25 protein-coding genes are annotated in these 26736 nt (G+C 35.8%); 15 read left to right on the forward strand and 10 right to left on the reverse strand.

Features of this window, described 5'->3' with window-relative positions; translation table 11 throughout:
• Positions 1-35: 35 nt before the first annotated feature.
• From M0Q17_RS01140 to M0Q17_RS01150, 3 genes are all read left to right on the forward strand, one after another.
• Positions 36-413, forward strand: coding sequence for a DUF523 domain-containing protein (locus M0Q17_RS01140; RefSeq protein ID WP_295082429.1), 378 nt, complete (start codon positions 36-38; stop codon positions 411-413).
• A gap of 174 nt (positions 414-587) precedes the next feature.
• Complete coding sequence (locus M0Q17_RS01145) at positions 588-848, forward strand: hypothetical protein (protein WP_295082432.1); 261 nt, start codon at positions 588-590, stop codon at positions 846-848.
• A 3-nt stretch (positions 849-851) separates the two neighbouring features.
• On the forward strand, positions 852-2390 hold the full coding sequence (locus M0Q17_RS01150) for an AarF/UbiB family protein (RefSeq protein WP_295082435.1): 1539 nt from the start codon (positions 852-854) through the stop codon (positions 2388-2390).
• Between the two features lie 12 nt (positions 2391-2402).
• Here the strand turns inward: M0Q17_RS01150 and M0Q17_RS01155 are convergent, their stop codons facing one another.
• Positions 2403-4226: a diguanylate cyclase gene (locus M0Q17_RS01155; RefSeq protein ID WP_295082438.1), complete on the reverse strand. Its 1824-nt coding sequence runs from the start codon at positions 4224-4226 to the stop codon at positions 2403-2405.
• Between the two features lie 385 nt (positions 4227-4611).
• On the opposite strand from M0Q17_RS01155, the gene acpP reads away from it, so the two are divergent.
• The 3 genes from acpP (at position 4612) to accA (ending at position 7109) form a co-directional block, all read left to right on the forward strand.
• On the forward strand, positions 4612-4839 hold the full coding sequence (acpP, locus tag M0Q17_RS01160) for an acyl carrier protein (RefSeq protein WP_137013889.1): 228 nt from the start codon (positions 4612-4614) through the stop codon (positions 4837-4839).
• 101 nt (positions 4840-4940) lie between these two features.
• The gene (locus M0Q17_RS01165) at positions 4941-6158 is read left to right on the forward strand and encodes a beta-ketoacyl-ACP synthase II (RefSeq protein WP_295082443.1); all 1218 of its coding nucleotides are present in this window, start codon (positions 4941-4943) and stop codon (positions 6156-6158) included.
• A gap of 15 nt (positions 6159-6173) precedes the next feature.
• Positions 6174-7109, forward strand: a complete 936-nt coding sequence (gene accA, locus M0Q17_RS01170; RefSeq protein WP_295082446.1) for an acetyl-CoA carboxylase carboxyl transferase subunit alpha — start codon at positions 6174-6176, stop codon at positions 7107-7109.
• Here accA and M0Q17_RS01175 read toward each other — a convergent pair whose 3' ends face one another.
• The 5 genes from M0Q17_RS01175 to M0Q17_RS01195 form a co-directional block, all read right to left on the reverse strand.
• On the reverse strand, positions 7110-7907 hold the full coding sequence (locus M0Q17_RS01175) for a 3'-5' exonuclease (RefSeq protein ID WP_295082449.1): 798 nt from the start codon (positions 7905-7907) through the stop codon (positions 7110-7112). It lies immediately after the preceding gene.
• 9 nt (positions 7908-7916) lie between these two features.
• Positions 7917-8504 (reverse strand): phosphoribosylanthranilate isomerase, encoded by a 588-nt coding sequence (locus M0Q17_RS01180; RefSeq protein ID WP_295082451.1) that lies wholly within the window; start codon positions 8502-8504, stop codon positions 7917-7919.
• Between the two features lie 86 nt (positions 8505-8590).
• Positions 8591-9232 carry a ribulose-phosphate 3-epimerase gene (rpe, locus tag M0Q17_RS01185; protein ID WP_295082454.1) on the reverse strand — a complete coding sequence of 214 codons (642 nt, stop codon included), beginning with the start codon at positions 9230-9232 and terminating at the stop codon, positions 8591-8593.
• A 45-nt stretch (positions 9233-9277) separates the two neighbouring features.
• Positions 9278-10663, reverse strand: a complete 1386-nt coding sequence (locus tag M0Q17_RS01190; protein ID WP_295082457.1) for a chemotaxis protein CheX — start codon at positions 10661-10663, stop codon at positions 9278-9280.
• Positions 10660-11457 (reverse strand): HDOD domain-containing protein, encoded by a 798-nt coding sequence (locus tag M0Q17_RS01195; RefSeq protein WP_295082460.1) that lies wholly within the window; start codon positions 11455-11457, stop codon positions 10660-10662. The genes M0Q17_RS01190 and M0Q17_RS01195 overlap by 4 nt, the downstream gene beginning before the upstream one ends.
• Before the next feature lie 172 nt (positions 11458-11629).
• On the opposite strand from M0Q17_RS01195, the gene rpmB reads away from it, so the two are divergent.
• From rpmB to M0Q17_RS01240, 9 genes are all read left to right on the forward strand, one after another.
• On the forward strand, positions 11630-11818 hold the full coding sequence (rpmB, locus tag M0Q17_RS01200) for a 50S ribosomal protein L28 (RefSeq protein WP_295082463.1): 189 nt from the start codon (positions 11630-11632) through the stop codon (positions 11816-11818).
• Between the two features lie 23 nt (positions 11819-11841).
• Positions 11842-12978 carry a TrkA family potassium uptake protein gene (locus M0Q17_RS01205; protein ID WP_295082466.1) on the forward strand — a complete coding sequence of 379 codons (1137 nt, stop codon included), beginning with the start codon at positions 11842-11844 and terminating at the stop codon, positions 12976-12978.
• On the forward strand, positions 12971-14149 hold the full coding sequence (gene argJ, locus M0Q17_RS01210; protein WP_295082469.1) for a bifunctional glutamate N-acetyltransferase/amino-acid acetyltransferase ArgJ: 1179 nt from the start codon (positions 12971-12973) through the stop codon (positions 14147-14149). Before M0Q17_RS01205 ends, argJ begins: the two co-directional genes overlap by 8 nt.
• Before the next feature lie 202 nt (positions 14150-14351).
• Positions 14352-16664, forward strand: coding sequence for an EAL domain-containing protein (locus M0Q17_RS01215; protein ID WP_295082472.1), 2313 nt, complete (start codon positions 14352-14354; stop codon positions 16662-16664).
• Positions 16654-17703 (forward strand): DNA adenine methylase, encoded by a 1050-nt coding sequence (locus M0Q17_RS01220; protein ID WP_295082475.1) that lies wholly within the window; start codon positions 16654-16656, stop codon positions 17701-17703. The genes M0Q17_RS01215 and M0Q17_RS01220 overlap by 11 nt, the downstream gene beginning before the upstream one ends.
• Positions 17688-18479, forward strand: a complete 792-nt coding sequence (locus tag M0Q17_RS01225; RefSeq protein WP_295082477.1) for a site-specific DNA-methyltransferase — start codon at positions 17688-17690, stop codon at positions 18477-18479. The genes M0Q17_RS01220 and M0Q17_RS01225 overlap by 16 nt, the downstream gene beginning before the upstream one ends.
• Positions 18480-18697: 218 nt before the next feature.
• On the forward strand, positions 18698-19891 hold the full coding sequence (locus M0Q17_RS01230) for a cytochrome c peroxidase (protein WP_295082480.1): 1194 nt from the start codon (positions 18698-18700) through the stop codon (positions 19889-19891).
• Entirely contained in the window at positions 19888-21693 is a 1806-nt protein-coding gene (locus M0Q17_RS01235) for a multiheme c-type cytochrome (RefSeq protein WP_295082483.1), read from the forward strand. Before M0Q17_RS01230 ends, M0Q17_RS01235 begins: the two co-directional genes overlap by 4 nt.
• Positions 21693-22073: a thioredoxin family protein gene (locus tag M0Q17_RS01240; RefSeq protein ID WP_295082486.1), complete on the forward strand. Its 381-nt coding sequence runs from the start codon at positions 21693-21695 to the stop codon at positions 22071-22073. Before M0Q17_RS01235 ends, M0Q17_RS01240 begins: the two co-directional genes overlap by 1 nt.
• Before the next feature lie 8 nt (positions 22074-22081).
• Here the strand turns inward: M0Q17_RS01240 and M0Q17_RS01245 are convergent, their stop codons facing one another.
• From M0Q17_RS01245 to M0Q17_RS01260, 4 genes are read right to left on the reverse strand one after another with little or no spacing between them, the layout of a single operon-like run.
• Positions 22082-22696 (reverse strand): TRIC cation channel family protein, encoded by a 615-nt coding sequence (locus tag M0Q17_RS01245; RefSeq protein ID WP_295082488.1) that lies wholly within the window; start codon positions 22694-22696, stop codon positions 22082-22084.
• Complete coding sequence (locus tag M0Q17_RS01250; protein ID WP_295082491.1) at positions 22697-23224, reverse strand: gamma carbonic anhydrase family protein; 528 nt, start codon at positions 23222-23224, stop codon at positions 22697-22699.
• 3 nt (positions 23225-23227) lie between these two features.
• Complete coding sequence (locus M0Q17_RS01255; RefSeq protein WP_295082493.1) at positions 23228-25327, reverse strand: RNA degradosome polyphosphate kinase; 2100 nt, start codon at positions 25325-25327, stop codon at positions 23228-23230.
• 57 nt (positions 25328-25384) lie between these two features.
• Complete coding sequence (locus tag M0Q17_RS01260) at positions 25385-26626, reverse strand: apolipoprotein N-acyltransferase (protein WP_295082495.1); 1242 nt, start codon at positions 26624-26626, stop codon at positions 25385-25387.
• Between the last annotated feature and the right edge of the window lie 110 nt (positions 26627-26736).

The following is a 26736-nucleotide window of genomic DNA, read 5'->3' on the forward strand; positions in this document are numbered from 1 at the left end:
GGTAAAATATGAATATAGCTGTTTCAGCTTGACTTTTGGGAGAGAAGGTTCGATTTGATGGCGGACACAAGCAAGATAAATTTGTGAGTGAGAAGTTAGGTCGCTATGCCTATTTTGTGCCGTTTTGTCCAGAGACAATCGCTTTTGGTACGCCTCGCAGCTCCATTCGTCTTGTAAGTATGCAAGATGCTCCTCATATAATCTGCGATAAAAACGGTGCTGATTTGACAAAAGAGCTTCAAGATAAATCATATCAAGAGCTTTATAAAATCGCAGGAGTAAACCTAAGCGGAATTATTTTCAAGTCCAAATCTCCAAGCTGCGGTATGGGAAGTGCCAAAATTTACTTAGAAAACGGTTTTGCCGACTCAAAAGCCGATAGGATGTTTGTAGCAATTTGCAAAGAAGTATGAAGTAGAGTATCTTTTAGGACAAACATTTTATAGCCATACCCAAAAGAGTTGGCACTTCGCTTAAGCCTGCTTAGTTCTAAGTAATCTTTATGAAGAGAATCCTCCTGCAAATTAAATTTACAAACGGTTATTTAAAAGATGTATAATAGTTGCATAAAACAAAAAGGATGCAAGATGAAAGATTTATTTTATGCAGGTTTAGGTGGCATGCTGATTTTGAAAGAGAAAGTTGAAGCTGAGGTAAAAAAGCTTGAAGAGAAGGGAAAGTTGAGTCGTGAAGATGGCGAAAAGTTTATCAAAGAGCTTCAAGATAAGGGCAAAGAGGGGGAAGTGGAGTTTAAAAAACAGATAAAAGATGCGCTTAAAGAGGTAATTAAGGAGTTAGGGCTTGCTACAAAAGCTGATTTAGAAAAATTTAAACTTGACAAGAACTAGGAGATGAGCCAATACTCGCCTCTTCGCATCTGGCGTGTATTTACGCTGCTTTTAACGCTCTATCTACTTATAAAAAAGAGGGAGAAATTTCTTTTTTTTAAACCTCTCTGTGCAAAAAAACTTCTTGTAGTTATCAATGATTTGGGAGCTAGTTTTGTAAAACTCGCACAAGTTTTAGCTACAAGAAGCGATTTTTTTACGCCGGAGTATCTTGAAGCGCTAAAAACTCTTCATGACGAGCTGTATCCTATGAGCGATAGGGAGATGCATATAGTTTATGAGCGAGCATTTAAAGAGAAACACTTTTTTAAGTTTGTACAAAAGCCTATCGCTTCTGCTTCAATTGGTCAAGTACATGAAGCATGGCTTGATGAAAATACGAAAGTTGCGGTGAAGCTAAGACGACTAGGAATCGAGAAAAAAGTAAGAGCTGATATAAAAATTATCTCAATGTTTAATGCCCTCTTTAAACCGCTCTTTTCTCACTACACAAAAAATTCCATTGAAGCTGTTATTGGCGAGTTTTCAAAGATGATACTTCAAGAAGTTAGCCTAACGCATGAGCTTTCAAACTTAATAAGATTCGCATCAGTCTATAAAGATAGCGGGGTGCGTTTTCCTATTCCGTATCCATTATATTGTAGTGATGATGCTCTTGTTATGAGTTATGAAGAGGGATTTAGGTTTGATGATAAGAAAAATATTTTAAAACACAACATCGATTTTAGAAGCATCATAGCAAAGCTTGTCGATTTTTATACAACCCAGATGCTTATCAACGGCTACTTTCATGCAGACCCACATCCGGGGAATCTTCTTGTAAGTCGTGAGGGCGAGCTGATATTGCTTGATTTTGGCATGGTAAAAAATGTACCAAACTACTCAAGGGTGGCGATTATTGAGCTTATAAAAGCGGCAAATGAGCAGGACTATGAGCGTTATATCAGTGCATCTAAAAAGTTAGGAACTGTTGCATATGAGGCTCCTACAGCAGAGTTGGCAGAGTTTACTAGAAAGATGTTTGAAATTTTTGCAAATGAGAATCTAAACAGTGAATCGATGCAGCAATTAGCTTTTGAGGTACTAGAATCTACAAGAGACCTCCCCTTTAAACTGCCAAGCGATGCCATATATATATTGCGGGTAAGTGCTATTATTGAGGGTTTAGGAACAACTTATATAGAAAACTTTAACGGCATCAAAGATATATTGCCGATTTTGCAAAAAAATATTCCAAGAGCATTGGGGGCAAAAGAGAGTATTTTTGAAACTATTGTAGATGAGATAAAAGCGATACCTTTTATTGCAAAAGATCTTAAATCTGCTCTTAAAAAAATAGCTAACGATGAGTTAAAAGTTGAGATCTTAAATGATCAGCTTGAGTGGATTAAGAGAAATCTTAAAGAGTATATAAAATCGATGAGTGTGACTTTTGCATTGATTTTGGGTGGCATTTTTACGCTTTTGTATGACAAGGAGTTAAAAGATTTAGCTTTGGTACTTTTTACACTAGGTGTTGCTAGAATTTTATATAAAATATAAAAGGCGGAGTCCTTACAAGTTGTAACATACTCTGTTTTTTCCATTCTCTTTAGCTTTATAGAGAAGATCATCTGCCTCTTTATATATCTCATCCGTACTGTTAATGTCATTTGCATTTTTACAAACTAAACCGATAGATACCGTTATAAATTGACTTGTGTTGCTAAAGGCATGTACGATATGCAAATCTTCTATATTTTGTCTAATTTTATTTGCAAGTTTTATAGCTTTTTCTTTAGTTTCACATTTGAAAATAACTCCAAACTCCTCTCCTCCAAGTCTAAAAGAGTAATCATCTGCTCTATTGATGCTCTTTTTCAGACATGCTGCAAAGCTTATGAGCACATTGTCTCCCATCTGGTGACCATAATTATCGTTATATTGTTTAAAATAATCTATATCCATTAATAAAAAACTGACAAGTTCGCCATTCCTTCTTGTGCTGTTTATCAGTTTTGGAAAAATTTCGTTGAAATGTCTTCTGTTGTAAATATTAGTAAGTCCATCCGTTATAGAGATTTCTTCTATAATTTTTTTATCTGTAATATCCTCTTTGATGGCGGTATAGCCGATTTTTTTACCCTTTTCATTGTAGTCTGGCATAACGCTTACTTTTACCCAGAAGTCTCCACCATCTTTTTTACGATTTTTAAACTCTCCGTTGTAAATTTTATCTTCTGTTATTGTTTTCCAAAGGTCGTCATAAAGCTCTTTTTTTGTATCTGAATGTTGCATAATATTGTAATTTTGCCCCAACAGTTCATCTTTTGTGTAGCCACATTTTTGAGCAAATGCATCACTTACAAAGGTAATTTTTCCATCCAAATCCGTACTTGATATAATTACATTTTTGTTTATCAAATCTGCGTATCTTTTGATTTTATTGTATGCATTTTCAAGTGTTTTTATGAAAATATTAAAAGTATAATTGATTATAATCATAGTTACGATTAAAGAGAAAATAAAATAAAAAATTATCTTTTTAGAGTAAGAGAGATAATTTTGATAATCTTTGCTTAAATCACTAAAAAATATAAATTTTCCTATGTTATTTTTATCATAGCCAATGATATCAAAAGAGTACAGAGCATAGAGGTTATCGCCTTTATGTATATCCTGATTTTGTATCTCGTCATATCTTTCATCTTTTGGCAGTAAATCTAGTAGCTGTTTGTTTTTTGCACTCTTATATTGAACTATATTTGATTTTTTTTCAATTGACTCTCCCTCTAAGAAGAGCATACCATCTATATCAAGGATATATGAAACTACATCAAGAATTTTTTGAGGGGATATGCCAAACTCTAAAGCTCCGATATAGCTATTTTGATAAAAAAGAGGGATAAGCACTCTATAGGAGAGCCCATGTATGCCAAGCTCAAATCCAAAAAGTTCTTTTTGCTCCTTGTGAATCGTTCTTGGCATAGCCCTTAGTAGAGCTATATTGTCGCCAAATTTGTCTCTCTGATGAAGTCTTAGAAGGGTAACGCCATCATTTTGATGAAAATGAACCTGTTTTATATACTCATCAGTTGCTATAAGCGTTTCATATTTTTGCTCACTCAGAGCTATGAGCAACTCTCTATCTTTCGAAAAAACAGCTTCAAGTATCGCATCATCTACAAACTCATTAACTATTTTTAAATAATATTTCTTTAAGTGAATATCTGTATTTTTAAGATATGAATTTTTTGTTTTTTCAAAGTTTATTCTTTTAAACTCCTCTAATTTCATAGCATGGTAACTGGAAAAAAGATAAAAAAATAGACCAAGACAGAGTGATAAAATAAGAAAAAGTGCCGCTAAGGATTTATTTTTTATACTTAAATTTTTCATTTTATTCTCTTTATAAATCTTAAAATAGGCGAAAAACAACTTAAGATGCAAACAATTTCTAGCTTTTAAGATAGCAACTATTTACATTTTAAGTTTTATTTTATAAAAAACCTCTTTAAATTTAAAAGTAATTTGAATGAAGCTATCAACACAGCCTATATAAAGTTGGAGGTTGCAAGGTTATTTTAATTGTATTAGATACTTTTATAAAACTGCGCAGATATAGCTCACAGCGACAGAAAAATAGTTTCTAAAATTCATAATAATCCCCAAATAACCCGATTTTGCGAGGATAGACGGCGTGGTGTTTTATTTTCGTTGGTAGTTTATTTAAGTTAAATATGCTACAATTACGAGATTTTACACATAAAACATAGGAGCTGGAATGGCACTTTTAGATGATATTAGAGAAGTAGTAGTTGAGCAATTAGGCGTTAATGCGGATGAAGTAAAAGAAGACGCAAAGTTTGTTGAAGATTTAGGTGCAGATAGTCTCGATGTAGTTGAATTAGTAATGGCACTTGAAGAGAAATTTGATATCGAAATTCCTGATGATGAAGCGGAAAAAATTCAAACTGTTAAAGACGTTGTTAACTATATAGAAAATAAGTAATTGTCTAAAAACTACTGAGGGCTCCTCGGTAGTAAATATTTTTAAAAGCTCAGAGTGTTCTGGTTTTTTAAAAATATTTTATATTTTTTATGGAGATTTTAATGAGAAGAGTCGTAATTACTGGGTTGGGCATGATAAATGCGGTTGGAAATGAAAAAGAGAGTTCTTTTAAAGCTATATGCGAAGGCAAGTGTGGAATTGACACTATCACTCTTTTTGATCCGGAGAATTACAGTGTAAAAATTGCAGGTGAAGTAAAAGATTTTGACCCTTCGACGGTTATGGATGCAAAAGAGGTTAAAAAAGCCGACAGATTTATCCATCTTGGACTAAAAGCTGCGCAAGAAGCGATGGCTGAAGCAAATTTTTCTGAAGATACAGACATGGAGAGATTTGGTATAAGTGCAGGTTCTGGAATCGGAGGACTTCCCTCTATCGAGAAAAACTCTATCATTATTGAGACAAAAGGTCCAAGAAGAATAAGCCCATTTTTTATCCCTGGAGCGCTTGTGAATATGCTTGGCGGTTTTGTATCTATCGCACATGGAACAAAAGGTCCTAACCTCTCAAGTGTTACTGCTTGTGCTGCGGGAACGCATGCTATAAGCGAAGCTGTAAAAACCATCTTGTGCGGCGGTGCGGACAAGATGCTTGTTGTCTCTGCCGAGTGCGCAATAACAGGTGTCGGCGTTGGCGGATTTGCTTCTATGAAAGCACTCTCAACAAGAAACGATGACCCAAAAAAAGCTTCTCGCCCGTTTGATGCAGACCGTGACGGTTTTGTTATGGGAGAGGGTGCAGCCGCGCTTATTTTAGAAGTGTATGAAGATGCCGTTGCGCGTGGAGCAAATATCTATGGCGAGATTATCGGTTTTGGCGAGAGCGGAGATGCTAGTCATATAACAACACCGAGTCTTGATGGTCCTGCACGTGCTATGAAAGCTGCATATAATATGGCAGGCAAGCCTAAACTCGACTATATCAATGCACATGGAACAAGTACCCCGATAAATGATAAAAATGAGACTGCCGCAGTTAAAGATTTGCTTGGTGGTAAAGAGAATTGCCCTCCGATGAGCTCTATAAAAGGACAAATTGGACATTGTCTTGGAGCAGCTGGCGGGATTGAAGCCGTTACTTGTTTAATGGCTATGCGTGATGGAATCATCCCTCCTACTATTAACTATGAAACTCCTGATGAAAATTGTGATTTGGATATTGTTCCTAATGTTGCTAGAAAAGCTGAACTAAATACAGTAATGAGCAACTCTTTTGGTTTCGGTGGAACAAACGGCGTGTTAATATTCAAAAAAATCTAAATATAAGGATTTAAATTGGCAACATATTTAGACTTTGAGTATAAAATAAAATTTATCCAAGAAGATATTATATCTGCACAAGTTCGCCATGATGAAGGTGCAGTTAAAACTCTTCAAGAGAACTTAGATAAAGAAGTTTCAAAAATATTTAACAACTTATCTCCTTTTCAAAAACTTCAATTGGCGCGTCATATAGATAGACCGTATGCTCTTGATTATATTAATCTGCTTATGAGAGATAAGTACGAGATACATGGGGACAGACATTTCCGTGATGATGCTGCGATACTCTGTTATATAGGTTATATCGGCAACGAGAAGGTTATGGTTATCGGGGAACAAAAAGGTCGCGGAACTAAAAATAAGATAAAAAGAAATTTCGGTATGCCTCATCCTGAGGGGTACAGAAAAGCACTTCGCGCGGCAAAACTTGCTGAGAAGTTCAACCTTCCTCTTCTTATGCTTATAGACACTCCGGGTGCATATCCGGGCATCGGGGCGGAAGAGAGAAACCAGAGCGAAGCTATTGCTAGAAACCTGCTTGAACTCTCACAACTCAAAACCCCTACAATCTCTATAGTTATCGGAGAGGGCGGAAGCGGCGGCGCTCTTGCTATTGGAGTTGCGGACAAATTTGCCATGATGAGATACTCTGTTTTTAGCGTTATCTCTCCCGAGGGTTGTTCTGCGATTTTATGGAGTGATCCTACAAAAGCTGAAGCGGCAACAAATGCGATGAAGATTACAAGTGAAGATTTAAAAGAGTTAAATCTTATAGATGACATCATAGCGGAGCCGCTTATCGGAGCTCATAGAGATAAAGATCGCGCTGCAGCTGCAATAGGCGAGTATTTTTTAGAGGAGCTGACAAAACTTCGCAGCATCTCTGAAGAAGAGAGAATGCAAGCGCGATACACTAAGCTAATAAGTGTCGGAGCTTATAGCGAGTAATTACTTTTGATTCTCTTTAAGAAGAGGGTCAAACTTCGGTCTTTTAAGCATTTTTGCCTCCTTTGAAAATTTAATAATATCCTCAACACTTTTTATACTCTCATCCAAATTTGTAAGCGATAACTTAAATAGTTCGTATGTAGTAAGCACATCGCTCATAGCTCTATGGTGCGTTGCACTTGGATGCAGACTAAAGACTTCGTTGAGGTATGAGAGAGCATATCTATATGATTCAATGGTTCTCTCAGCTAAAGAGAGGGAACACAAACTTCTGTTTAGCAGAGGTGCCAAGCCCATTTTTTGCATACTTTGTGAGATGAATTTATAATCAAATTTTACATCATGAGCAATAAAAACAGAGTCTGCCAAAAAGTTTTTAAAATCATACATAACCTGCTTAAGAGTCGGCGCATCTTTCGTGTCTTCAGCAGCAATGCCCGTAATCTCGCTGATGTGAGAATTTATCTCCTTGCAGTGAACAAGAGAGTCGAAAGCGCCGATTATTTTGCCATCTTTTATCTTTAGGGCGGCAATCTCTATTATCTGATGCTTCTCTATTTTAGAGCCGTTTGTTTCAATATCAACTATACAAAACTCAGCATCTTTTAGCGGGATAAATTTAGTTGCAAAGTAAAAGCTTCCTTGCTGTTTTAAAATCTCTAAGCCCTGCGAGTGCCAAAGCTGAAGAAGAAGTTCTAAATCCTCATTTATCTGCTCCTTTAGAGTTTTTACGGAGAGACCTTTTGAAGATAGTTTATGAATGCTTTTTGCATCTAAAGAGAAGTCGTTACTAAGCATGATTATAATTTACTTCTTTGCATTTTTGATAAATTCATTGACTTTTGAGGCATCTTTTTTGCCATAAGAGTGCTCCACTGCGCTGCTCACATCTACACCGTAAAAACCATATTTTTTTAGAGAAGACACGCTGTTTGCATCAAGTCCGCCCGCTAAAATAATCTTTGAGCAGTCAATATTTTCAAACCAATCAAGATTAAGCTTTTTTCCGCTTCCGCCGTAGGTATCACTGTAGGCATCAACGAGTCTGTACTCCTCACTAAATTTTAAAACATCCTCAGCTTTTTTTGCACGTATCACTTTTATGTAGGGAACAAAAAGCTGCGCGTAAAGCTCATCTGGAGCTTCAAAGTGGATTTGAGCCAGAGTTGCTCCCGCCTCTTGGCAGTAGGAATTTATAATTTGTGCATCACTGTTTACAAAAAGTGCAACTTTTTCTACAAAAGGAGGAAGTCTTTTTATGATATCTCTAGCGTCACTAGGTAAAATATATCTAGGAGACTTCTCATAAAACACAAAGCCTAGCGCATCTGCACCGGCTTCTATCGCCGCCATAGCATCAGCATAAGATGTAATTCCGCAAATTTTACAACGCATTACTTATCCGTCTGACAAAGGAAGCAATTCCTTCGCCTTCGCTTGAAGGGCTGTGGTCATTGAAGCTTTATGTTTCGTATAAAAAATCATATCTGCAAACTCTCAATAGCTTCTTTTTTATTTGTGTGGTTAAAGATATAACTTCCTGCAACGACAATATCTACACCTGCTTCTTTAAGTAGAGCAACATTTTTGTTGTTAACGCCGCCATCAACCTCTATAAGGCAATTTGGATTTATCTTATCTCTCATGGCACTTAATTTTTTTGCTTTAGGAATTACACTATCTATAAAACTTTGACCACCAAAACCAGGATTGACGCTCATTAAAAGAACCATATCTAAGTCGCCAAGCAGATACTCAAGTGTTTCAGGCGGAGTATGAGGATTTAAAACAATTGCCGGCTTTATGCCAAGAGAGCGAATTTTTTGAATAAGTCTATGCGGATGCTTCTCCTCTTCTATATGAAAAGAGATATACTCGGGTTTTAAAGGGGCAAAAAGATCTACAAAGAAAGTGTTGTTCTCAACCATAAGGTGAATATCAAGAGGTTTTGTAGCACACTTAGCAATAGCAGATACCACAACAGGTCCTATTGTTAGATTTGGAACAAAATGGCCATCCATGACATCTACATGTACAAAATCACAGCCAGCTTCACAGATAGCTTCGACATCCCTTTGTAAGTTACCAAAATCGGCCGATAAAACACTAGGAGCTACTAACATTAATTTTCCTTTATAATTTAGCGAAATTGTACAATTTTGTATCTTTTATCTTGTTAAGAAAAACAAAAATTTATCGCCATTGAAAGAGAGTTCTACTTGAACTCCTTTCCTCGTTTGTACAACTTCAAGAAGGCTCTCTATATCTTGATATGTTCTAGGCAGAGTAATGTTTACGGATATATTTTCATCTGCAAGTAGAGTTTTTATCTTTCCTCCGACTATATTTACAAGTTCTGCCAAAGTATCTAAAATCAACTCTATATCATTGGTGTCTTCACCGATAAGCAGTTCACATGCCTTTTTTGCAATAGCAGAGGGAAAAACCAATACGACCATCCCGTCAAGATCACCGTAGTAGCCGATAGAACTTGCGATTTTACCCTCTTTTTTATCAATAGTTAAACTCTGAACAGCTGCAGACTCTTTTACTGCTTTTGAATTTGTCATCATCTCAATAGTAACGGCTGCGGCATTTATGAACTTTGGTAATTCTATTACACTCTCTTTATTTAGAGTTCTTTTGTTTTTTATATTTGCCGCACTGCTGGCACCGAGCTCTTTTAAGAGTTTTTTATTTTGAAGTATATCATCCATGTGATTATAAAAAAGTATTCCGGCATCTTCCATGTTTTCTTTAAAAGATATTTGAGTTTTATCAAATTTCATTCCAACAAAACATATTGTTGCATTGTATTCGGCAGCCGAAGTTGAGAGTCTGGAGAAAAAATTAAGCGCGTGTACATTCATGCTGATGACTTTGTAGGCATCAAAAATAAAAAGTCTAAAGCCTACATTTAGCGAGTTGTTATGGTACTCGATATTAAAATTATCGCTTATTTCTATATCTAAAAAGGAGGAGACGGTATAGATAATTGCATTTCCACTTACTCTTGTGGCAATTTTTTGTCCCATCTGCCCCAAAAATGTTAAATCTATTTCATAATCAAAACTATTTTTTCTCTCGTTATACTCTTCTAAAGATTTTGCAATCGAGGGAGAGTGCCCGTTGTCATGGAGCTCAATTGCTATTGCGGAGCGTTGAGATCCATCTTCGCTATATATAAGGACGCTTTTGTTTAGATTTTTATAGCTTGATGAAAAGAGGTAGGCAATACCTAGAGTTTTAAAGAGTGAAAAATTTATATCGCCTTTGTAAAATCTCATTATTGCATCATATTTATTTTGGTCATAGTCGCAAAATCCCACGGTTGCAATGTTCTTTTTACGAATCTTTGAAAAGAGTTTGATAAAAATATCCAAACCGTTGCGGTTAAAAAAAACGACTTTTTTTAGTGATACTAAAATCATATCTGTTTTTAAATTCTTTGCAGCCTCCACATCTTCGATGCTTAAATAGGCATTTGCGTTGTTCCCGTCTAAAAAACCCTGCGGCGAAAATGTTGCAATACCGTCTTTAACTACCGCTCTCATTTGATCTCCATAAGAGATGCAAACTCATCATAAATGTCGCTGATATAGCCAACTTGAAAATCAACAAAATCATTTAGTCCCGCTTTTATGTAAGGCGCTTTTGAGAGTTCATAAAAAAGAAGAAGATGCATCCATTTTCCAAGCATATTTATCTTTTTATCGGTGGATGGTTTTACTCCCGAGGCAGCCTGAACTATTTTATAAATACTCTCATCCATTTCCCATTTTCTTGCAATCTCTTCACAAATATCAAAAAGGTCAATGCCGCAAAGACGGACTAAAATAGTATTGTAATCAAGTGCTTTTGTACTTCGCAAAAGATTTACATCTTCTATATTTTGACTAAAAAGAGCTTCCGTGACGATAATGCTAGCAGGAAGAAGGCTTATTGCAGTGTAGAGTTCCTTGTCCTGAATTTCTAAATTTTCCAAGATAATCTGCCATTTCTTTGAGAGATTTGCTTGAAGTTCATAAAAGAGGTGTGCGTTTAGTTTAAACAGAGTCCACTTCTTTGGACTCAAGAGAGATATCATATAGTTGTAAACGTTCTGCTGCGATAGAGATACACCCAAAATGCCAAATATTTGAGATATATCACTTACCTCATTTTTAAACCCGTAGATAGGTTTGTTGACTATATTTTTCAAGTATGTTTTGAGTGCCAAGTCATTTTCGGCAACTTTTGCGGCTTTTACTAACTCCCCACTTTTTAGAAGTGCAAAAGTCGCATTTAGAACTTTTGGTTCTGGCGGAATTTTTTCTATAAAACTGGCTACTTGTTCTTTTGTTATCATATCTCGCTACATAATGTTGATTTTGTTTATTTTATCCATAAACGTATAAGAAAAATATAAAAGGGTCTGGGTTGTTTTCTAAAAGATATCCCACAGTTTAGCTTAAGCAGAAGTTTTGTTTAGGCTAGATATAATTCGCAACTTTAATAAAACTTAATACAAGGAAGCTAATATGGCAAGAAGATGCGCTATAAGCGGCAAAGGTCCAATGAGCGGAAACAATGTTTCTCATGCTAAAAATAGAACTAGACGTCGTTTTTTGTTAAACCTTAGAACAGTACGTATCACTTTAGATGACGGTACAACTCAAAAGATTAAAATTTCTGCAAGAGAGTTGCGTACACTTAAGAAAAATTCTTAAGTAAGTATAATTAGGAATTTGACTTGAATCTCTTAGAGAAGATTCGGAAATTTCTACACTGGGAGTCATCTCCCAAACCCCACATAACGCTCAATAATGAGCTATATTCCCAACTTTTACCATTTAGAATGCCGCTTATACTGATTCAGTTGCTTATGCTAATAGGAACTTTAGGCTATTTTTATATTGAAAATTACTCCATTATGGATGCAGTTTTTCAAGCTGGATATACGTTTACTACAGTTGGATTCGGCTCTTTAAAAGAGGGTGAATTTTCGGCCGCAGGACAGATATTTACCGTAACGCTTATTATTTTGGGTTTTACCGCCTTTACTGTTGCAATCGGTATTGTTGTTGATGTTGTAAGAAGAGGCGAGCTTAAGAGAATAGTCAAGGAGAGAAGAATGCTGTATAGTATAGCAAGGTTAAAAAAGCACTTTGTCGTATGTTATCATAATGAGTACACCCTTGAGGTAACAAAAGAGTTGAGAAAAAATCACATACCTTTTGTTGTAATAGATCCCAGAGAAGAGATACATCAGTGGGCTGAAGAGCATAATTATACGACATATCTAAAGGCGGAACCCCATGCAGAGCTTACTATGCTAAAAGCGCATCTCTCCTCTGCGAAAGGTCTTATCACGCTCTCTAGTTCAATATCTGACAATATTGCTCTTATAGCTTCTGTAAGGCTTTTTGAAAAGGAGCATTTTCTTCCAAGACCTTACTATATAATCTCTTCCGTAGAGAGCATGAACGATGTTGATAAACTAAAAAAACTCGGAGCAGATACGGTAATATCTCCTACAAAGCTAACAGCGCAGAGAGTAAGTGCTATGGCAGCTCGCCCGGATATGGAAAACCTTCTTGAGGAGTTCTTGTATAGGAGCGATAATCCACTTAACATGGAAGAGATAGAGGTGCCAAAGTATAGTTGGGCAGTTCTTAAAAAACTAAAAGAGACTCATATCAGAGATATAACAAACACCTCGGTAGTGGGTATTACAAAAAAAGATGGAAAATTTATAACGATGCCAAGAGGCGACGTTTTGATAACGAGTGAGTGCAAACTTCTTGTTGTAGGAACACAACATGGTATTAACATAACAAAAGAGCTCTTAAGAAGAAGAGAGAAGCCAAAGGAGCTGAAATTTGTATAATATAGTATATTCGCAAGCTGGAGTTTGCGCAAGTGATGGATTCTTTGCCGACGGTGTAAGTGCCGGACTTAAAAAAGAGGGTGCCAAAGATATGGCATTTATTTATAGCGAAGATGCATGTGAAGTGGCTTCGGTATTTACGTCAAACAAGATGTGCGCGGCGCCGATTAGACATTTTCGTCAAATGGGTAATTTTAAAACAAACTTTATTCTTATAAACTCAAAAAACGCAAATGCAATGACAGGCAAAGCAGGGGTTGAGGATATAAAAGAGGTCTTGCTAACATGTGGCTCAAATATAAAAAACCCTATCATGAGCTCAACGGGAGTAATTGGCGTAAGACTTCCAAAAGCAAAAATTATAGAGGGAATGAAGCTTTTTAATTTGAGCAAACGAGACTCCGCAAGTGCTTCAAAAGCTATCATGACAACTGATACATTCGCAAAAGAGATAGCCTTTAAGGTGGAGCTAGATAACGGCAAAAGCTTTAATATAGGAGCAATTGCAAAAGGGGCAGGGATGATAAATCCTGCCATGGCTACAATGCTCTGCTTTATTACAACTGATGCAAAAGCAACTAAAGGGGAGATGCAAGAGCTTCTTGATGAGGTTGTAAAAACTACTTTTAACGCCATAAGCGTAGATGGAGACACCTCCACAAACGACACTGTTTTGGTTTTGGCAAACGGCAGAAGCGGTGCTTATGACAAGGAGGCATTTAAAGAGGCACTCTTTAAGGTAATGCACTTTTTAGCGTTAGAGATGGTTCGTGACGGCGAGGGTGCTACAAAACTTGTAACATACAAGGTAACAGGGGCAAAAGATGAAAAAGAGGCAGAGATTGTCGCTAAAGCACTCTCTGATTCGCTTTTAGTTAAAACTGCACTCTTTGGAGAAGATCCAAACTGGGGAAGAATCGCTTCAACTGTCGGTGCTAGCGGAGTTGAGGCTTATGAAGAGAGACTGAAAATCTCATTTGACAATCTCTGTGTTTATGACAGGGGAGAGATTCTTTTTGATGCGGAGATGGAGAAAAAGTGCGCTATCGTCATGCAGCATAAAAAATTTACTATTGCCTGCGATTTAGGTGTAGGCGATGGCAGTTTTAAAGCGTACGGCTGCGATTTGGGACATGAGTATGTCAAGATAAACGCCGACTACAGGACATAATTGTCGTTTACAAGAACAAAAGTTACTCGACAATAATAAATGTTACTGGAGGATTGAGATTTGTCACAAAACAATTCAACAATCCTCTACTTCTCCTTAAAATAGCCTACTCAATCATTTAGTTTGTTATAGTTTTTGATATAATAAGTTCAATTTTAATAATTATGCGTTAACAATTTTATTTGGAGAGGGTGTTACTTTATTGAATAGTGCTAAATTAAGTAAGTTAATATTCCAAATTTTGCTGTTGGTATCGATTGCCCTTATTGGTTATATGTTAATATCTAGTAAAAATGAAGCCTTGATAAATGAGAGATATTTACAGATTTCTAAAAATATGAAAACGCATCTTGAGGCTTTGATTAAAGAAAAGCAGGATTCTATCTTGCAAATGTCTTTAGCGATGTCTGAAGATCAAAAAATAAAAAATGCACTTTTAAGTAAAGATAAATTAAATATAAGTCTAAAAGAGTTCTCTTTAAAATTAAAACAAAATACTAATCTAAAAAATATTTGGTTTCAGATTGTAGATGCGCAGGGAAAAAGTTTTTATAGAAGTTTTAGTGACAAAACTGGAGATAGTTTAGTAAAAGCTCGTACAGATATAGACAAAATGATAAAAAACCCACAAATTATCACTTCTATTAGTGCCGGTAAATTTGCTATTTCGCTTAAAACAATGGTTCCAATCTATGACAATAATGTCTTTATCGGTATCTTTGAGACTCTTGGAATGTTTGACTCCATAATTGATAAAATGAAAGAGAACAAAGAACATACTATTATGCTGATAGATGAATCTTACAAGGATCAATTAGTATATGTAAATAAAAATAAGTTTATTGATAACTACTTTATAGTTAATGATAATCCTGATGAAGAATTATTAGAGTACATAAAGGTACAATCCGTAAAAGGTGTCATAAATTGTGATGAGGGATTTGGTATATGCCTCTCATCTCATTCGATTGTGAGTGTTTATAAGCTAAATGATGAATACCACAAACCTATGGCATATTTTATTATGTCGTATAATTTAGATGACATAAATTTAGATGATATTTTTCAAATTCGCAATACACTGTTTTTAATATTTGGAGGCTTGTTATTTATAGGGTATATTTTATTTTTATATTTTCAATCTAAAAAAAATCTCATAGAAGAGTTGAATTATAAACTAGAAGATATGGTCAGAAGCAAGACAAAAGAACTTACTTATTTAGCGCATCATGATGCACTCACTGGTTTGGCAAACCGTTTTTTATTTATGGAGATAGTGAAACATGCTATAACGAGGGCCAAGAGACAAAAGTCTAAATTTAGCATCTTATTTTTAGATATAGACAGATTTAAAGATATTAATGACACATATGGGCACTATATGGGCGATATACTTTTAAAAAGTATTGCAAAGAGATTAAAAGAGAGTGTTAGAGCTGAAGATACAGTTTGTAGGTTAGCTGGAGATGAGTTTACTATTTTATTGAAAAATGTCGAGGAAGATAATCTTGTAGCCATTGTTGAAAAAATTATATATTCTACTCAACAATCAATAGAACTCCAAAACAATGTGTTTAGTATTACTTTGAGTATAGGAATCAGTTGTTTTCCACGCGATGGCTCTGATGCCGATCTCTTAATGAGCAATGCTGATACGGCTATGTACAAGGCTAAAGAGCTTGGAAGAGATACTTATCAATTTTATAATGAAAAAATGAGTGAATGTGCACTTAAGAGAGTTATCTTAGAGAAAAACTTAAAAATCGCACTTCAAGAGAATCAGTTTGAAGCATTTTACCAGCCTCAAATTGATACTGCTACGGGTAAAATCATAGGAGCTGAAGCGCTTATAAGATGGAACTCTCCAGAGTTGGGATTTGTTTCACCTGCTGATTTTATACCTATTGCCGAGCAGACAAACTTAATAATTAAAATAGATCTTTGGATGATGAAAAAAAGCATGAATCAATTAATGATTTTTCAAGAGGAGGGGATAGATATAAAAAAATTATCCCTAAATATATCTGCAAAACAGCTTGAGGGAAAAGAGATGATAGCTGATTTAAAAAATATTTTAATAGAGACAGGCTTTGATGCTTCAAGATTAGAGTTGGAAATTACAGAAAGAGAGATGATGAAAGATCCAGATGCAACTGTACTAATCCTAAATGAAATAAAAAAACTAGGAATTAGCATCTCTATAGATGATTTCGGTACAGGACACTCTTCGCTTGCATATATAAAACGTCTGCCAATTGACAAACTAAAGATTGATAAAAGTTTTGTAGATGAACTTCCACATGACAAAGAAGATGTTGCGATTGTTCGTTCTGTGATTTCTATAGCCAAGAATTTACAAATAGACATTATTGCAGAGGGCGTAGAAACTCAAGAACAAAGAGATTTTTTACTCCAAGAGGGTTGTCCTAACATTCAAGGATATTTATATTCTAAACCACTCAATGCGTACGATTATAAGCAGTTCTTACTAAAATATAATGAATATGAGAGATAATAAAAAAAACATATTAGAAAAGCCTTTTGAGTATTTTATTATAAACAATAGAAGATATTTGGGTTCTAAAACTAAAATACTTGAATTTATACAAAATTCAATAGATAAACACATTAAGAAGTATGATAGTTTTTTAGATATTTTCTCTGGCACTGGGGTAGTTGCAAATCATTTTAACAAAAAAAATATAAAAATAATTACTAACGATATGTTGTTTTCAAACTATATAATTCACTATGCTTTCTTTTCTGATGACATATATGATGAAATTAGGGTTCTTGAATTATTAGATTATTTGAATAATTTAATTCCTACTGACAACTATTTCTCTGAAAGTTTTGGGGATAAGTTTTTTTCACTTGAGGTGTCAAGAAAAATAGGTGCTATACGAGAAGAAATCGAGAAGGTAACTAGTAAAATAACAAAACGAGAAAAATATATTTTAATAACTTCACTAATTTATTCTATTGACAAGATAGCTAATACCTGCGGTCATTATGATGCATTTAAAAAAACATCAATAATGCAGAATGATTTTAAATTGAAGCCACTTAGCATAGACAACGAAAGTAATGTTAATAATATTATTTTAAATGCTGATGCAAATAAAATCATAGCCGATATAGAAGAAGTAGATATTTTATATTTAGACCCGCCATATAATTCAAGACAATATATTTCTGCATATCATCTAATAGAAAACTTAGCTAAATGGGATAAACCAGAAGTTGAGGGAGTTGCCTCTAAAATGGTCAATAGAAAAGAATATAATTCTGATTATTGTTTAAAAACAGCAATCAATGCCTTTGGGGATTTAATAAATAAAGCAAAAGCAAAATATATTATATTGTCATATTCAGATATGGCAAAAAAAGGCAATGATAGGTCAAATGCAAGAATGTCTGATGCAGAAATAATTGACATATTGGAGAAAAAAGGAAAGGTATTTGTTGAGAGTATTAAACATAAACCTTTTTCAACCGGTAAAACAAACTTATCAATACATAATGAGAGATTATTTATATGTCAAACATACTAGAGATAAATAAAATTTATAAACAAGATTGTTTGTCTTTTTTAGATAGATTATATAAAGAAAAAATATCGCCAAATTTAATCTTTACAGACCCACCTTACAACCTCTCCGGCTCAGACCTAAATTTAAAAAACAATACTACAGGCGGAGCTTTTTATAAAGTCAATGAAGCTTGGGACACTATGTCAGAGGATGAATATTTTAATTTTACTTATCAGTGGATAAAAAAATCATTTGATATTCAAAAAGATGGAGCATCTATATATATTTGCTGCTCACTTCATAATATCGGTGAAGTCACAATGGCAGTAAAGCAAGTTGGATATTCTATTAAAAACATTATAACTTGGGCTAAAATAAATCCAATGCCATCTATTACAAAAAGAACATATACGCACTCAAGTGAGTTTATTGTTTATGCTGTTAAAGGTAAAAAATGGACTTTTAATTATGAGACTTTAAAATTGATAAATCCGGACAAAGCAATTAATGGCAAAGATAGGCAGATGAGAGACGTTTGGAGTTTGCCACAATGTCAAGGCAAAGAAAGGATTAAAGACCCCCAAACAAACAGAGCAGTTCATTCTACTCAAAAACTAGAGGAGTTAGTAAAAAGAGCAATCCTCGGTTCAAGCAATGAGAATGATTTAGTATTAGATATGTTTATGGGTTCAGGAACAACAGCTGTCGCATCTAAACGAAATAAAAGAAATTTTATTGGCTGCGAGTTGGAAGATAGATATATTACAGTAGCAAATAACAGGTTAGCGGTAAATTAATCTCTTTTGGCATAATTTAATTTTCAAAATTGATATGTGAAGTTGATTGTTGCGTCTTTTTTTTATATACTCAGGGTATTAAAAAAAAGGGAGTCTATTATATTAAAAATGCTTTTAATCACTGATGCCAAAACGAACATTAGTGTGCTTACTTCAAAGCGCGGCACTGTTTTGAATATTAGCTTATTTTTAGAAAAAGATAGATGTTTGGAGAGTAGATGAAAAAGTTGCTTCTATATTCGATTATCATTGCTATGACGGTTCTATGCACTGTTGTTACTATTGCATTTTTGACGCCAAATAAAAAGATTCCAAACTATAGCAACGAGAGATTAAGAGAGATGGCTCTGAGTAAAGGTTTAAAGCCTGTTCCTGCCTCCTTTGAGAAGCTCTTAGAGTTAGTAGATGATGCATCTAACCCTATGACGCATGAAAAAATTGCACTGGGCAAGGAGCTGTTTTTTGATACAAATATCTCAAAAACAAAAACAACAAGCTGTGCAACGTGCCACTCTTTTGATAAAGACCTTAAAAACAGAGGTGCAATGCTGAAGATGCTTACACAAGAAGATACAAAAATTACTGATTGTGCGGCTTGCCATCTACAAGACCAAAGCGGGGTTGATAGATTTACCTTCTCGCAAGGTGATGCGGGAGCAAAACATCCATACCTTTTAAATACACAAACTATTTTAAATACGGCATTTGCCAAGCACTTTACATGGAGCGGCGAGGTAAGCAGCATAAAAGAGCAGAGTGCGGCTTCGCTTCAAGCCCCGCACAAGTTAAATATCGCGCCACAAGAGCTTGAGCAAAGATTAAAAGAGAGTCCTAAATATATGCAGCTGTTTGCGAAAGCTTTTTCTGAGGGCATTTCATTTGAAAATACAGCAAAGGCGATAGAAGTTTATGTAAAAACGCTTGTAACAAGAGGTTCTTATGATAGATTTTTGGAAGGAGATAACAGCGCGATAAGTGAAGAAGCAAAGAAGGGGCTGGCAAATTTCATAAGTTTTGGATGCAAAGGATGTCATAGCGATATTGCTTTTGGCGGACAGAGCATTCAGAGATTTCCGCTTAGAGAGTTTGCACAACTCTATGACGTTAAGCCAAACTTTGAGCTACTTCCACAACTTAAACGATTTGATAGGGAATTTCCTTTTAAAAATCAAGGCGGTTATCTAGGAAAAAACAACGAACACCTCTTTAGAGTTCCGATACTTAGAAATGTGACAAAAACATCTCCTTACTTTCATAACGGGGCTGTTGCAAAAATTCGAGAAGCAGTAGATGTTATGGCAAGGCATCAGATAGGGCGGCATCTTACGCTTGAGCAGATTGATGAGATAGTTGCTTTTTTTAGAACGCTTGAGGGCGATATTGTAGAGTATAAAATAGGGGATGACAAATGAGAAGATTTTTTGTAAAAGTTTTGGTGCTTATAATGTTTTTCTCAGGTGCGCTACAGATTAAACTTTTTGGTATCTCATGGGAGAGTTTTAAAATCATTCAGCCGCTGCATATAGTAAGTTCTCTTTTGATAATGCTCTTTTTTATGGACTCCTTTATTTATAAACATATACGCAGATACTACTTTGTCAAAAAGATAAACAGCGTTGGCGGCTGGCTGCTTTTTGGTGCATTTGTCCTTGTTACTTTTAGCGGTTTATACCTCTTTTTAGTGGGCAATACAGGAGGAGATAGTTTGGGAATACTCTCTTTTAATCTTCATCTGTTTGGCTCATTTGTTTTGTTGGCTCTTTTTTTATGGCATATTTTTGCATTAAAGAAGCAAAGTATGCAGCCGTTGATGGCTCTTTTTCTATTTATAACGGCATATCCGGCACTCTCTTATAGCAAAATAACAGATCTCTCACTTCTTGAGATAGAGACAAAAACAGGAAAATATCATAGTGAGGATTGGACTAACTCTACGAAATGCAAATCCTGCCACAGTGAAATATTTGAGCAGTGGAGCAACTCTAACCATAAGCACATGGTAGGTTCAAACCCTTACTATATGGTACTAGAGACATTAGCAGGAGAGGTTGAGGGGCAGGAGTTTCGTAAATGGTGCATGAGCTGTCACAATCCAAGTGCCCTCTCTTTGGGGCATCCTAAAACAACACATGCCATGGATAACAATATTGTTAGCGCCGAGATGTTTGAAAAAAATGCAAAAACACTTCAGGATGATTTTAAAGAACATGGCAACTTTAGGGTTGAGGAGGGTGTTTCATGCATCACCTGTCATCAAATAACAGAGGCAAAGAGTAAGGGAAATGCCTCCTATAAGCTCTCCCTTGAGAGACAAAAATACGCATTTGAAGATAGCGACTCGGATATGGGGCGCTACTTTAGTGAAAAACTGATTAACTCAAATCCTGATGCTCATAAAAAAAGTTACTCCAAAGAGCTTTATAAAGAGAGTAGATATTGTGCCTCCTGTCATGATGAGTTTCATCCTCAAAATGGCATAAAAATTGTCTCTACATTTGAGGAGTGGAACAAATCGCCATATAACAATCCAAAGGATAAAACAAAGCATAAGAGTTGTATAGATTGTCACATGACGTACCTAGAAGAGGGGAAATTCGCACCCCTAAAAGGTACTTCGACGGATGGAGGAGTAGTTAAAGAGGATGTGAAAGTTCACTACTTTGCAGGCTCAAACCACTTTTTGGCAGGACTTAGAGATAAAGAGCATGAGGAGCAGGCACTGCAGCTTCTTAGAACATCTGCAAAACTTGATATCGATATAAAAGATGGAGTTTTGGAAGTAGGTGTTAAAAATATCGGCGCAGGGCATCATTTACCGACAGGGGTGGCTGATTTTAGGGAGATGTGGCTGGAGGTAAGTGTCAAAGACAAAGACGGCAACACTGTTCTCTCAAGTGGAAAACTCAAAGAAAACGGCAACGTAGAAGAGGGAAGCAGATTTTTTCAAAAAGTTTTTGGCGATGAAGAGGGTAACCCGGTCGGACTTCTTTTTTGGAAATATAAAATACTTCTAAGTGATACAAGAATTCCTGCGGGGGAGAGAAGAGTCGAGAGGTTTGTACTAGATAAAAATAGTGTCTACCCGCTGCAAATTAGTGCAAAACTCAACTTCAGAATCTATCCACAATGGGTAACAGATGCTGTAAAAAAGGTGTTTCCTACCCTTTTAGATCCAAATGTAGTTGAGCTTGTGAGTATGCAAAGAGAGTTTTAATGAAGATTTTTTTTGTTCTGCTCTTGAGTGTGTCAGCACTTCTTTCAGATAATATACGGTGGCAAAACGATTTTGATAAGGCACTGTTTAAAGCAAAAAAAGAGAAAAAAGAGATAATGCTGTTGGTGTTAAAAAAAGAGTGTGCAGTATGTAAAAATATATTTGTTACCCTCTTTAACGATAAAACGGTGCAAAAAGAGGTAAATAAAAAATATATAGCGGTCGTCGTCTTTTTCGAAAATGAAAACAGCTACCCTATAGAACTTTTTTATACACAATCTTTTCCGAGCCTCTTTTTTATCTCAAGTAAAGATGAGTCGTTTTTGCAAAAGCCGCTATTTGGAAATTTTACAAAAGAGGAACTTTTAAAAAATCTTTAACAGAGCTTTTATGAGTTAAGCCTCGGCAGATGCCAGCCTCTTTTAAACGCCACAAGCCTTAGTGTTATGCTAAGAAGAGCAACTATCATGATGCTAATTTCATTAATTGCATTAAAAAAGTTAAGCGTTCCTAGCAGCAATGCGACAATCACTGCGATAGAGCCGTAAAAATCGCTGATAAGAACTGTTGGAACCTGATTTATCATAATATCTCTGCTAACCCCTCCGCCGACTGCCGTAATAAAACTCAAAATAATTATGCCAAAGAAATTAAACTGCGCATTTATCGCCAAAAGAGCGCCGGTTATACTAAAGGCTACAAGTCCAATAGTGTCGCTTACGACAAACATCCATTTTCTCTCAAGGGAACTCTCTTTATAAAGTTTAAAGATGTATGCCAAAAAAATAGTCGTAATAAGTGTAAGAGCTGGATGCAAAGAGGTAAAAGCCAAAGGCGCAGAGCTGAGTATGGCATCTCTGATGATACCGCCGCCAAGAGCGGTAAGTGTTGATGCTATAAGTATGCCTAGTATGTCTAAGTTATTTTTTATAGCGATTAAAAAACCGCTTATTGTAAAAGCAGTAATACCGATGATATCTGCAAATATAAAATATTCTGGCATCTAGTTTTGGTAGTGAGATTTAAACTCTACATAGCGTGATGCAGAAGCGTAAAGTTCTTTAATCTCCTCCTCGCACAACTCTCTGATTACTTTTGCAGGGCTTCCCATAATAAGTGAGCGTGGGGGAAAGATTTTGTTTTTTGTAACAAGCGCCCCGGCTCCAACAATTGACTCTTTGCCTATAACAGCACCATCAAGTATAGTGGCGCTCATTCCTATAAGACAAGCATCTTCTATAGTGCAGCCATGAAGCATAACACGGTGTCCAATTGTAACGTCACTGCCTATTATTGTCGGATTTCCATCACTTTTGTCATCTTTTTTATAGTGCGTTACATGAACCATGCTCAAATCTTGAATACTTACTCTGTCTCCTATTGTGATGCGGTGAACATCTCCTCTTACAACGCTCCCAAACCAGATAGAGCAATCCTCTCCGCATGTAACATCCCCGATAACATCGGCAGATGGTGCAATCCAGCTGTTTTTTCCGATTTTTGGACTCATCTGTTTAAAGTCGTATAGCATGGCTTAAGGCTCCTGCGTAAATATATTTGTCATAAGTTCTTTAACTAAGTGAGCGCTCTCTTTTACGGAGGCTTTTGTTATTTTATTTGCATAATCCTCTAAAAGAGTGTGGTTGTTGATGCTTGGTAGCCCATCATTTTTTATCTTTTTATAGGAGCCGTCACTTTGAAGCTCATGTGCTAAAGTATTGTCCGCGCATTGAAGTCTTAGTATCTGAATAACTTTCTCTTTTGCTGTTTTGTCTTTAATCGCCGTTAAGAGTTCTATGCGTCTCATAAGGTTTCTTGGCATCCAGTCGGCACTAGAGATATAAACACCCGTCTCATCGTTTTTAAAGTAAAATGTTCGTGAGTGTTCGAGATATTTTCCAAGTATAGAGATAACTCTGATGTTTTCACTTACCCCTTCTATCCCCGTTTTTAAGCAGCAGATACCGCGAACAATAAGATTTATCTTTACGCCTGCTTGACTTGCTTTGTAAAGAGCTCTGATAACATCTTCATCAACAAGAGAGTTTAGTTTTGCAATAATCTCTCCGTTTGCACCCTTTCTTGTCTCATTTTGAATAAGTGAGAGCACCTTTGGCTTTATTTGTGAGGGCGACATATACAGCTCATTAAGTTTGCCCTTTTTGCTAAATCCTGTTAAGAAATGAAAAAATCTAGTCATATCGTTTGTTATATCATCTTTACTTGTCAGATAGCTCATGTCGGTATATATTTTTGAGGTAGAGGGATTATAATTTCCTGTTCCTAGATGAGCGTACTGCTTAAGTTTAGCGTTTTTTCTTCTTGTTATCAGCGTTGCTTTTGCATGAACTTTAAAGCCTTTGATGCCATATATAACATGAGCGCCTGCTTTTTCAAGCGCTTTTGCCCAGATAAGATTATTCTCTTCATCAAATCTCGCTTTAAGTTCGACCATAACGGTTACCTGCTTGCCGGATTCGCTTGCACTCATAAGTGCTTTAACAATTGGGGAGTCTGTTCCTGAGCGGTAAAGAGTCATCTTTATAGATACGACATCAGGGTCTTTTGCCGCTGTTTGAATCAGTTTTACGATGGGGTCAAAACTCTCATACGGGTGGTATAGTAAAATATCCTGCTTCTCCAAAGTAGTAAATATATTTTCATTGTTATCAAGCGGGGGAAGCGTTTTTGGTTTAAACGACTCTGTTAAAAGATGGGCAAAATGTTTGTTTGAAACTATCTGCCAAAGACTTGAGAGGTTTAAAAAAGTATGAAATTTATAGATATCATCTTTATATACGTTTGTATGGCGGTTAAAAAAGTTTACAATTTCCTCATCCCCGTCACTTCCTATCTCAAGTCTTACCATAGCACCTTTTCGGCGAAGTTTTAGTCCCTCTTCAAGTATCTCCAGGAAGTCATCAGCCTCCTCCTCTTCAATTTCTATATCAGCATTTCTAGTAACTCTAAAAGATGCAAATTTTATGAGGGTATATCCCGGGAAAAGGTCCTCTACATGTTCGGCAACTAAACTCTCTATAGGAACATAGATGTCATGTTCAAGCTCAATAAATCTCTCTAAAACTCTAGGTACTCGGATGATTCCAAATCTCTCGATTGCTGTATTATCGCTATCTTGAAGTTTTACTATAAGCCCGAAGCTAAGGTTGTTTAGATGCGGGAAAGGGTGGGTTGCATCCACAGCTATAGGTATGATTACAGGGTAGATGTTTTCGTTGAAATATCTGTTTAGATAATGTCTTTGGTGCTGATTTACATCTTTGTAAAGCTTTATGCTTATGCCCTCGGGTTCAAGTTTTTTTAAAATCCCGTTCATGCAGTGCTCAACTACTTGCTGCTCTTGATGAAGGTACTTTCTTATCTCGCGAAGTTGCTCAAGCGGGGTTAGTTTGTCGGCGCTTGAAACTATGATGCCAGCAGCAAAAAGTTTTTTAAGTCCTGCAACTCTAATCATGTAAAATTCATCTAAATTTGTTCCATATATTGCCAGAAATTTAAGGCGTTCTAAAAGCGGAAGTGACTCATCTTGTGCCTGTTTTAAAACTCTTGTGTTAAATTGAAGCCATGAAATTTCACGATTGTTGTATAGACTTGGATTTTTTAGATTTATCATTATAAATCCCTATAAAATAGATTTTTTAAAATAAGGTCGAATTATACCAAATAAAGGTTACTTTATAATTCCAGTTCCCTTGTAGTTTGCACTGTGATAGATTGTAGCACCGTTTTTTCGTGCGTAATATTTCATAAGAAGCTTTTGCAGAGTCGGCTCAATAGATGGGGCAAACCACGCATTGTTGCTAAGGGCTAGAACATATGAGACCTCTCCCTCATAAATCTCCTCACAGGTAGCTTCGTAGCAGATGGCATTTCTAAACTTTACTCCCTTTATTGTAAAGTCAGTCGGCTTGGTTGCCGTTTTAAAGTCTGATGCGCCACTGAAAAAAATCTCATTTATAAAATCTTGTGCGAATTTTGGAAGCGGAATATACTCCCCAAACGGTACTAAAACCAACTTTTTTGCTATCTCAAAAGTTCCCTTGTCAAACTTGTATGTTACATTATAGTTTAACTCCCCTTCACTAAGAAGTGAACCGGCAACAATAGTGATATCTTGAGAGAGATTTTGCAGCTCTTGTATTATTTGCGGCGCTTTGTTCATAAACAGCGGAAAAACGGATTCAGGAAAGAGAATCAAATCGTATCCGCTATTTTTTGCTTCGTGTATCTCATGAAATACAAGCTTGATTGTTGGCAAAAGGCTCTCTTTTTGCCACTTCTTCTCTTGAGGTATGTCGGTTGCTACTAGTTTTATCTTTAGCGGAGCCTCTCTTTGGATGGCAGGATTGATGTTTATGCTAAGCAATAGAAGCAGAAGCGGAGCATATTTATAAGAGGATTTTTTTATATAAAAAGAAAGACTAAGAGCAAGAAGTATAAGAAAAAGCTGATACTTATAAACTCCAAAGTAGCTATCTACAAAGAGTAACTCTATCTGAAGCCAGTTAAAATCAAATGGCTTTGCGAAACTTAAACCAAAGAGCACTAAAGCTCTTATAGCTACACTCTTAGTAAGAGCTAAAATACCAAAAAAAAGCATGTAAATAAGTGCAAAAAGGAGAGTGATAATAGGTGTCATATAGCCTACGTCATTATATTTAAAGCTATATCCTATCCAGTAAAACCAAAGAAGACCTATAAAAAAACCTGCTACTAAAACGGCCCTTTTTGGAATATATAAAAGCAGAGCAAGTGCTAAGAGTCCAAAGAGAGTGTTAATGATTTTTAGAGTTATACCAAAATGCTCTAAATAGATAAAAGAGCTAAAAAGGAGTGCGGTTATAACTCCGCAGGCGAAATCAAAAAGTAGAGGGTTGTAACCATTCCTGATAGTTTGGATTTTTTTTATCATTTTTTTCGTTATCTTTTTGGTTATGTTTTTGGGGCGAATTATAACACTATTCAGTCTTTTATTAATATACTTTTTGTATAATCGCCACAATTTACTCAAAGGAAACCAAG

The organism is Sulfurimonas sp. (assembly GCF_023229105.1).
Taxonomy (GTDB): Bacteria; Campylobacterota; Campylobacteria; order Campylobacterales; family Sulfurimonadaceae; genus Sulfurimonas.

What these genes read in the sequence shown, in the direction of transcription:
- M0Q17_RS01245 (WP_295082488.1), bottom strand. Translation starts at nt 22,696, where the DNA reads ATGCCAGAATATTTTATATTTGCAGATATCATCGGTATTACTGCTTTT.
- M0Q17_RS01150 (WP_295082435.1), top strand. Translation starts at nt 852, where the DNA reads ATGAGCCAATACTCGCCTCTTCGCATCTGGCGTGTATTTACGCTGCTT.
- M0Q17_RS01190 (WP_295082457.1), bottom strand. Translation starts at nt 10,663, where the DNA reads ATGAGAGCGGTAGTTAAAGACGGTATTGCAACATTTTCGCCGCAGGGT.
- M0Q17_RS01225 (WP_295082477.1), top strand. Translation starts at nt 17,688, where the DNA reads ATGTCAAACATACTAGAGATAAATAAAATTTATAAACAAGATTGTTTG.
- M0Q17_RS01240 (WP_295082486.1), top strand. Translation starts at nt 21,693, where the DNA reads ATGAAGATTTTTTTTGTTCTGCTCTTGAGTGTGTCAGCACTTCTTTCA.
- M0Q17_RS01255 (WP_295082493.1), bottom strand. Translation starts at nt 25,327, where the DNA reads ATGATAAATCTAAAAAATCCAAGTCTATACAACAATCGTGAAATTTCA.
- rpmB (WP_295082463.1), top strand. Translation starts at nt 11,630, where the DNA reads ATGGCAAGAAGATGCGCTATAAGCGGCAAAGGTCCAATGAGCGGAAAC.
- M0Q17_RS01195 (WP_295082460.1), bottom strand. Translation starts at nt 11,457, where the DNA reads ATGATAACAAAAGAACAAGTAGCCAGTTTTATAGAAAAAATTCCGCCA.
- M0Q17_RS01250 (WP_295082491.1), bottom strand. Translation starts at nt 23,224, where the DNA reads ATGCTATACGACTTTAAACAGATGAGTCCAAAAATCGGAAAAAACAGC.
- M0Q17_RS01260 (WP_295082495.1), bottom strand. Translation starts at nt 26,626, where the DNA reads ATGATAAAAAAAATCCAAACTATCAGGAATGGTTACAACCCTCTACTT.
- M0Q17_RS01145 (WP_295082432.1), top strand. Translation starts at nt 588, where the DNA reads ATGAAAGATTTATTTTATGCAGGTTTAGGTGGCATGCTGATTTTGAAA.
- M0Q17_RS01165 (WP_295082443.1), top strand. Translation starts at nt 4,941, where the DNA reads ATGAGAAGAGTCGTAATTACTGGGTTGGGCATGATAAATGCGGTTGGA.
- M0Q17_RS01175 (WP_295082449.1), bottom strand. Translation starts at nt 7,907, where the DNA reads ATGCTTAGTAACGACTTCTCTTTAGATGCAAAAAGCATTCATAAACTA.
- M0Q17_RS01180 (WP_295082451.1), bottom strand. Translation starts at nt 8,504, where the DNA reads ATGCGTTGTAAAATTTGCGGAATTACATCTTATGCTGATGCTATGGCG.
- M0Q17_RS01155 (WP_295082438.1), bottom strand. Translation starts at nt 4,226, where the DNA reads ATGAAAAATTTAAGTATAAAAAATAAATCCTTAGCGGCACTTTTTCTT.
- M0Q17_RS01230 (WP_295082480.1), top strand. Translation starts at nt 18,698, where the DNA reads ATGAAAAAGTTGCTTCTATATTCGATTATCATTGCTATGACGGTTCTA.
- M0Q17_RS01220 (WP_295082475.1), top strand. Translation starts at nt 16,654, where the DNA reads ATGAGAGATAATAAAAAAAACATATTAGAAAAGCCTTTTGAGTATTTT.
- M0Q17_RS01235 (WP_295082483.1), top strand. Translation starts at nt 19,888, where the DNA reads ATGAGAAGATTTTTTGTAAAAGTTTTGGTGCTTATAATGTTTTTCTCA.
- rpe (WP_295082454.1), bottom strand. Translation starts at nt 9,232, where the DNA reads ATGTTAGTAGCTCCTAGTGTTTTATCGGCCGATTTTGGTAACTTACAA.
- acpP (WP_137013889.1), top strand. Translation starts at nt 4,612, where the DNA reads ATGGCACTTTTAGATGATATTAGAGAAGTAGTAGTTGAGCAATTAGGC.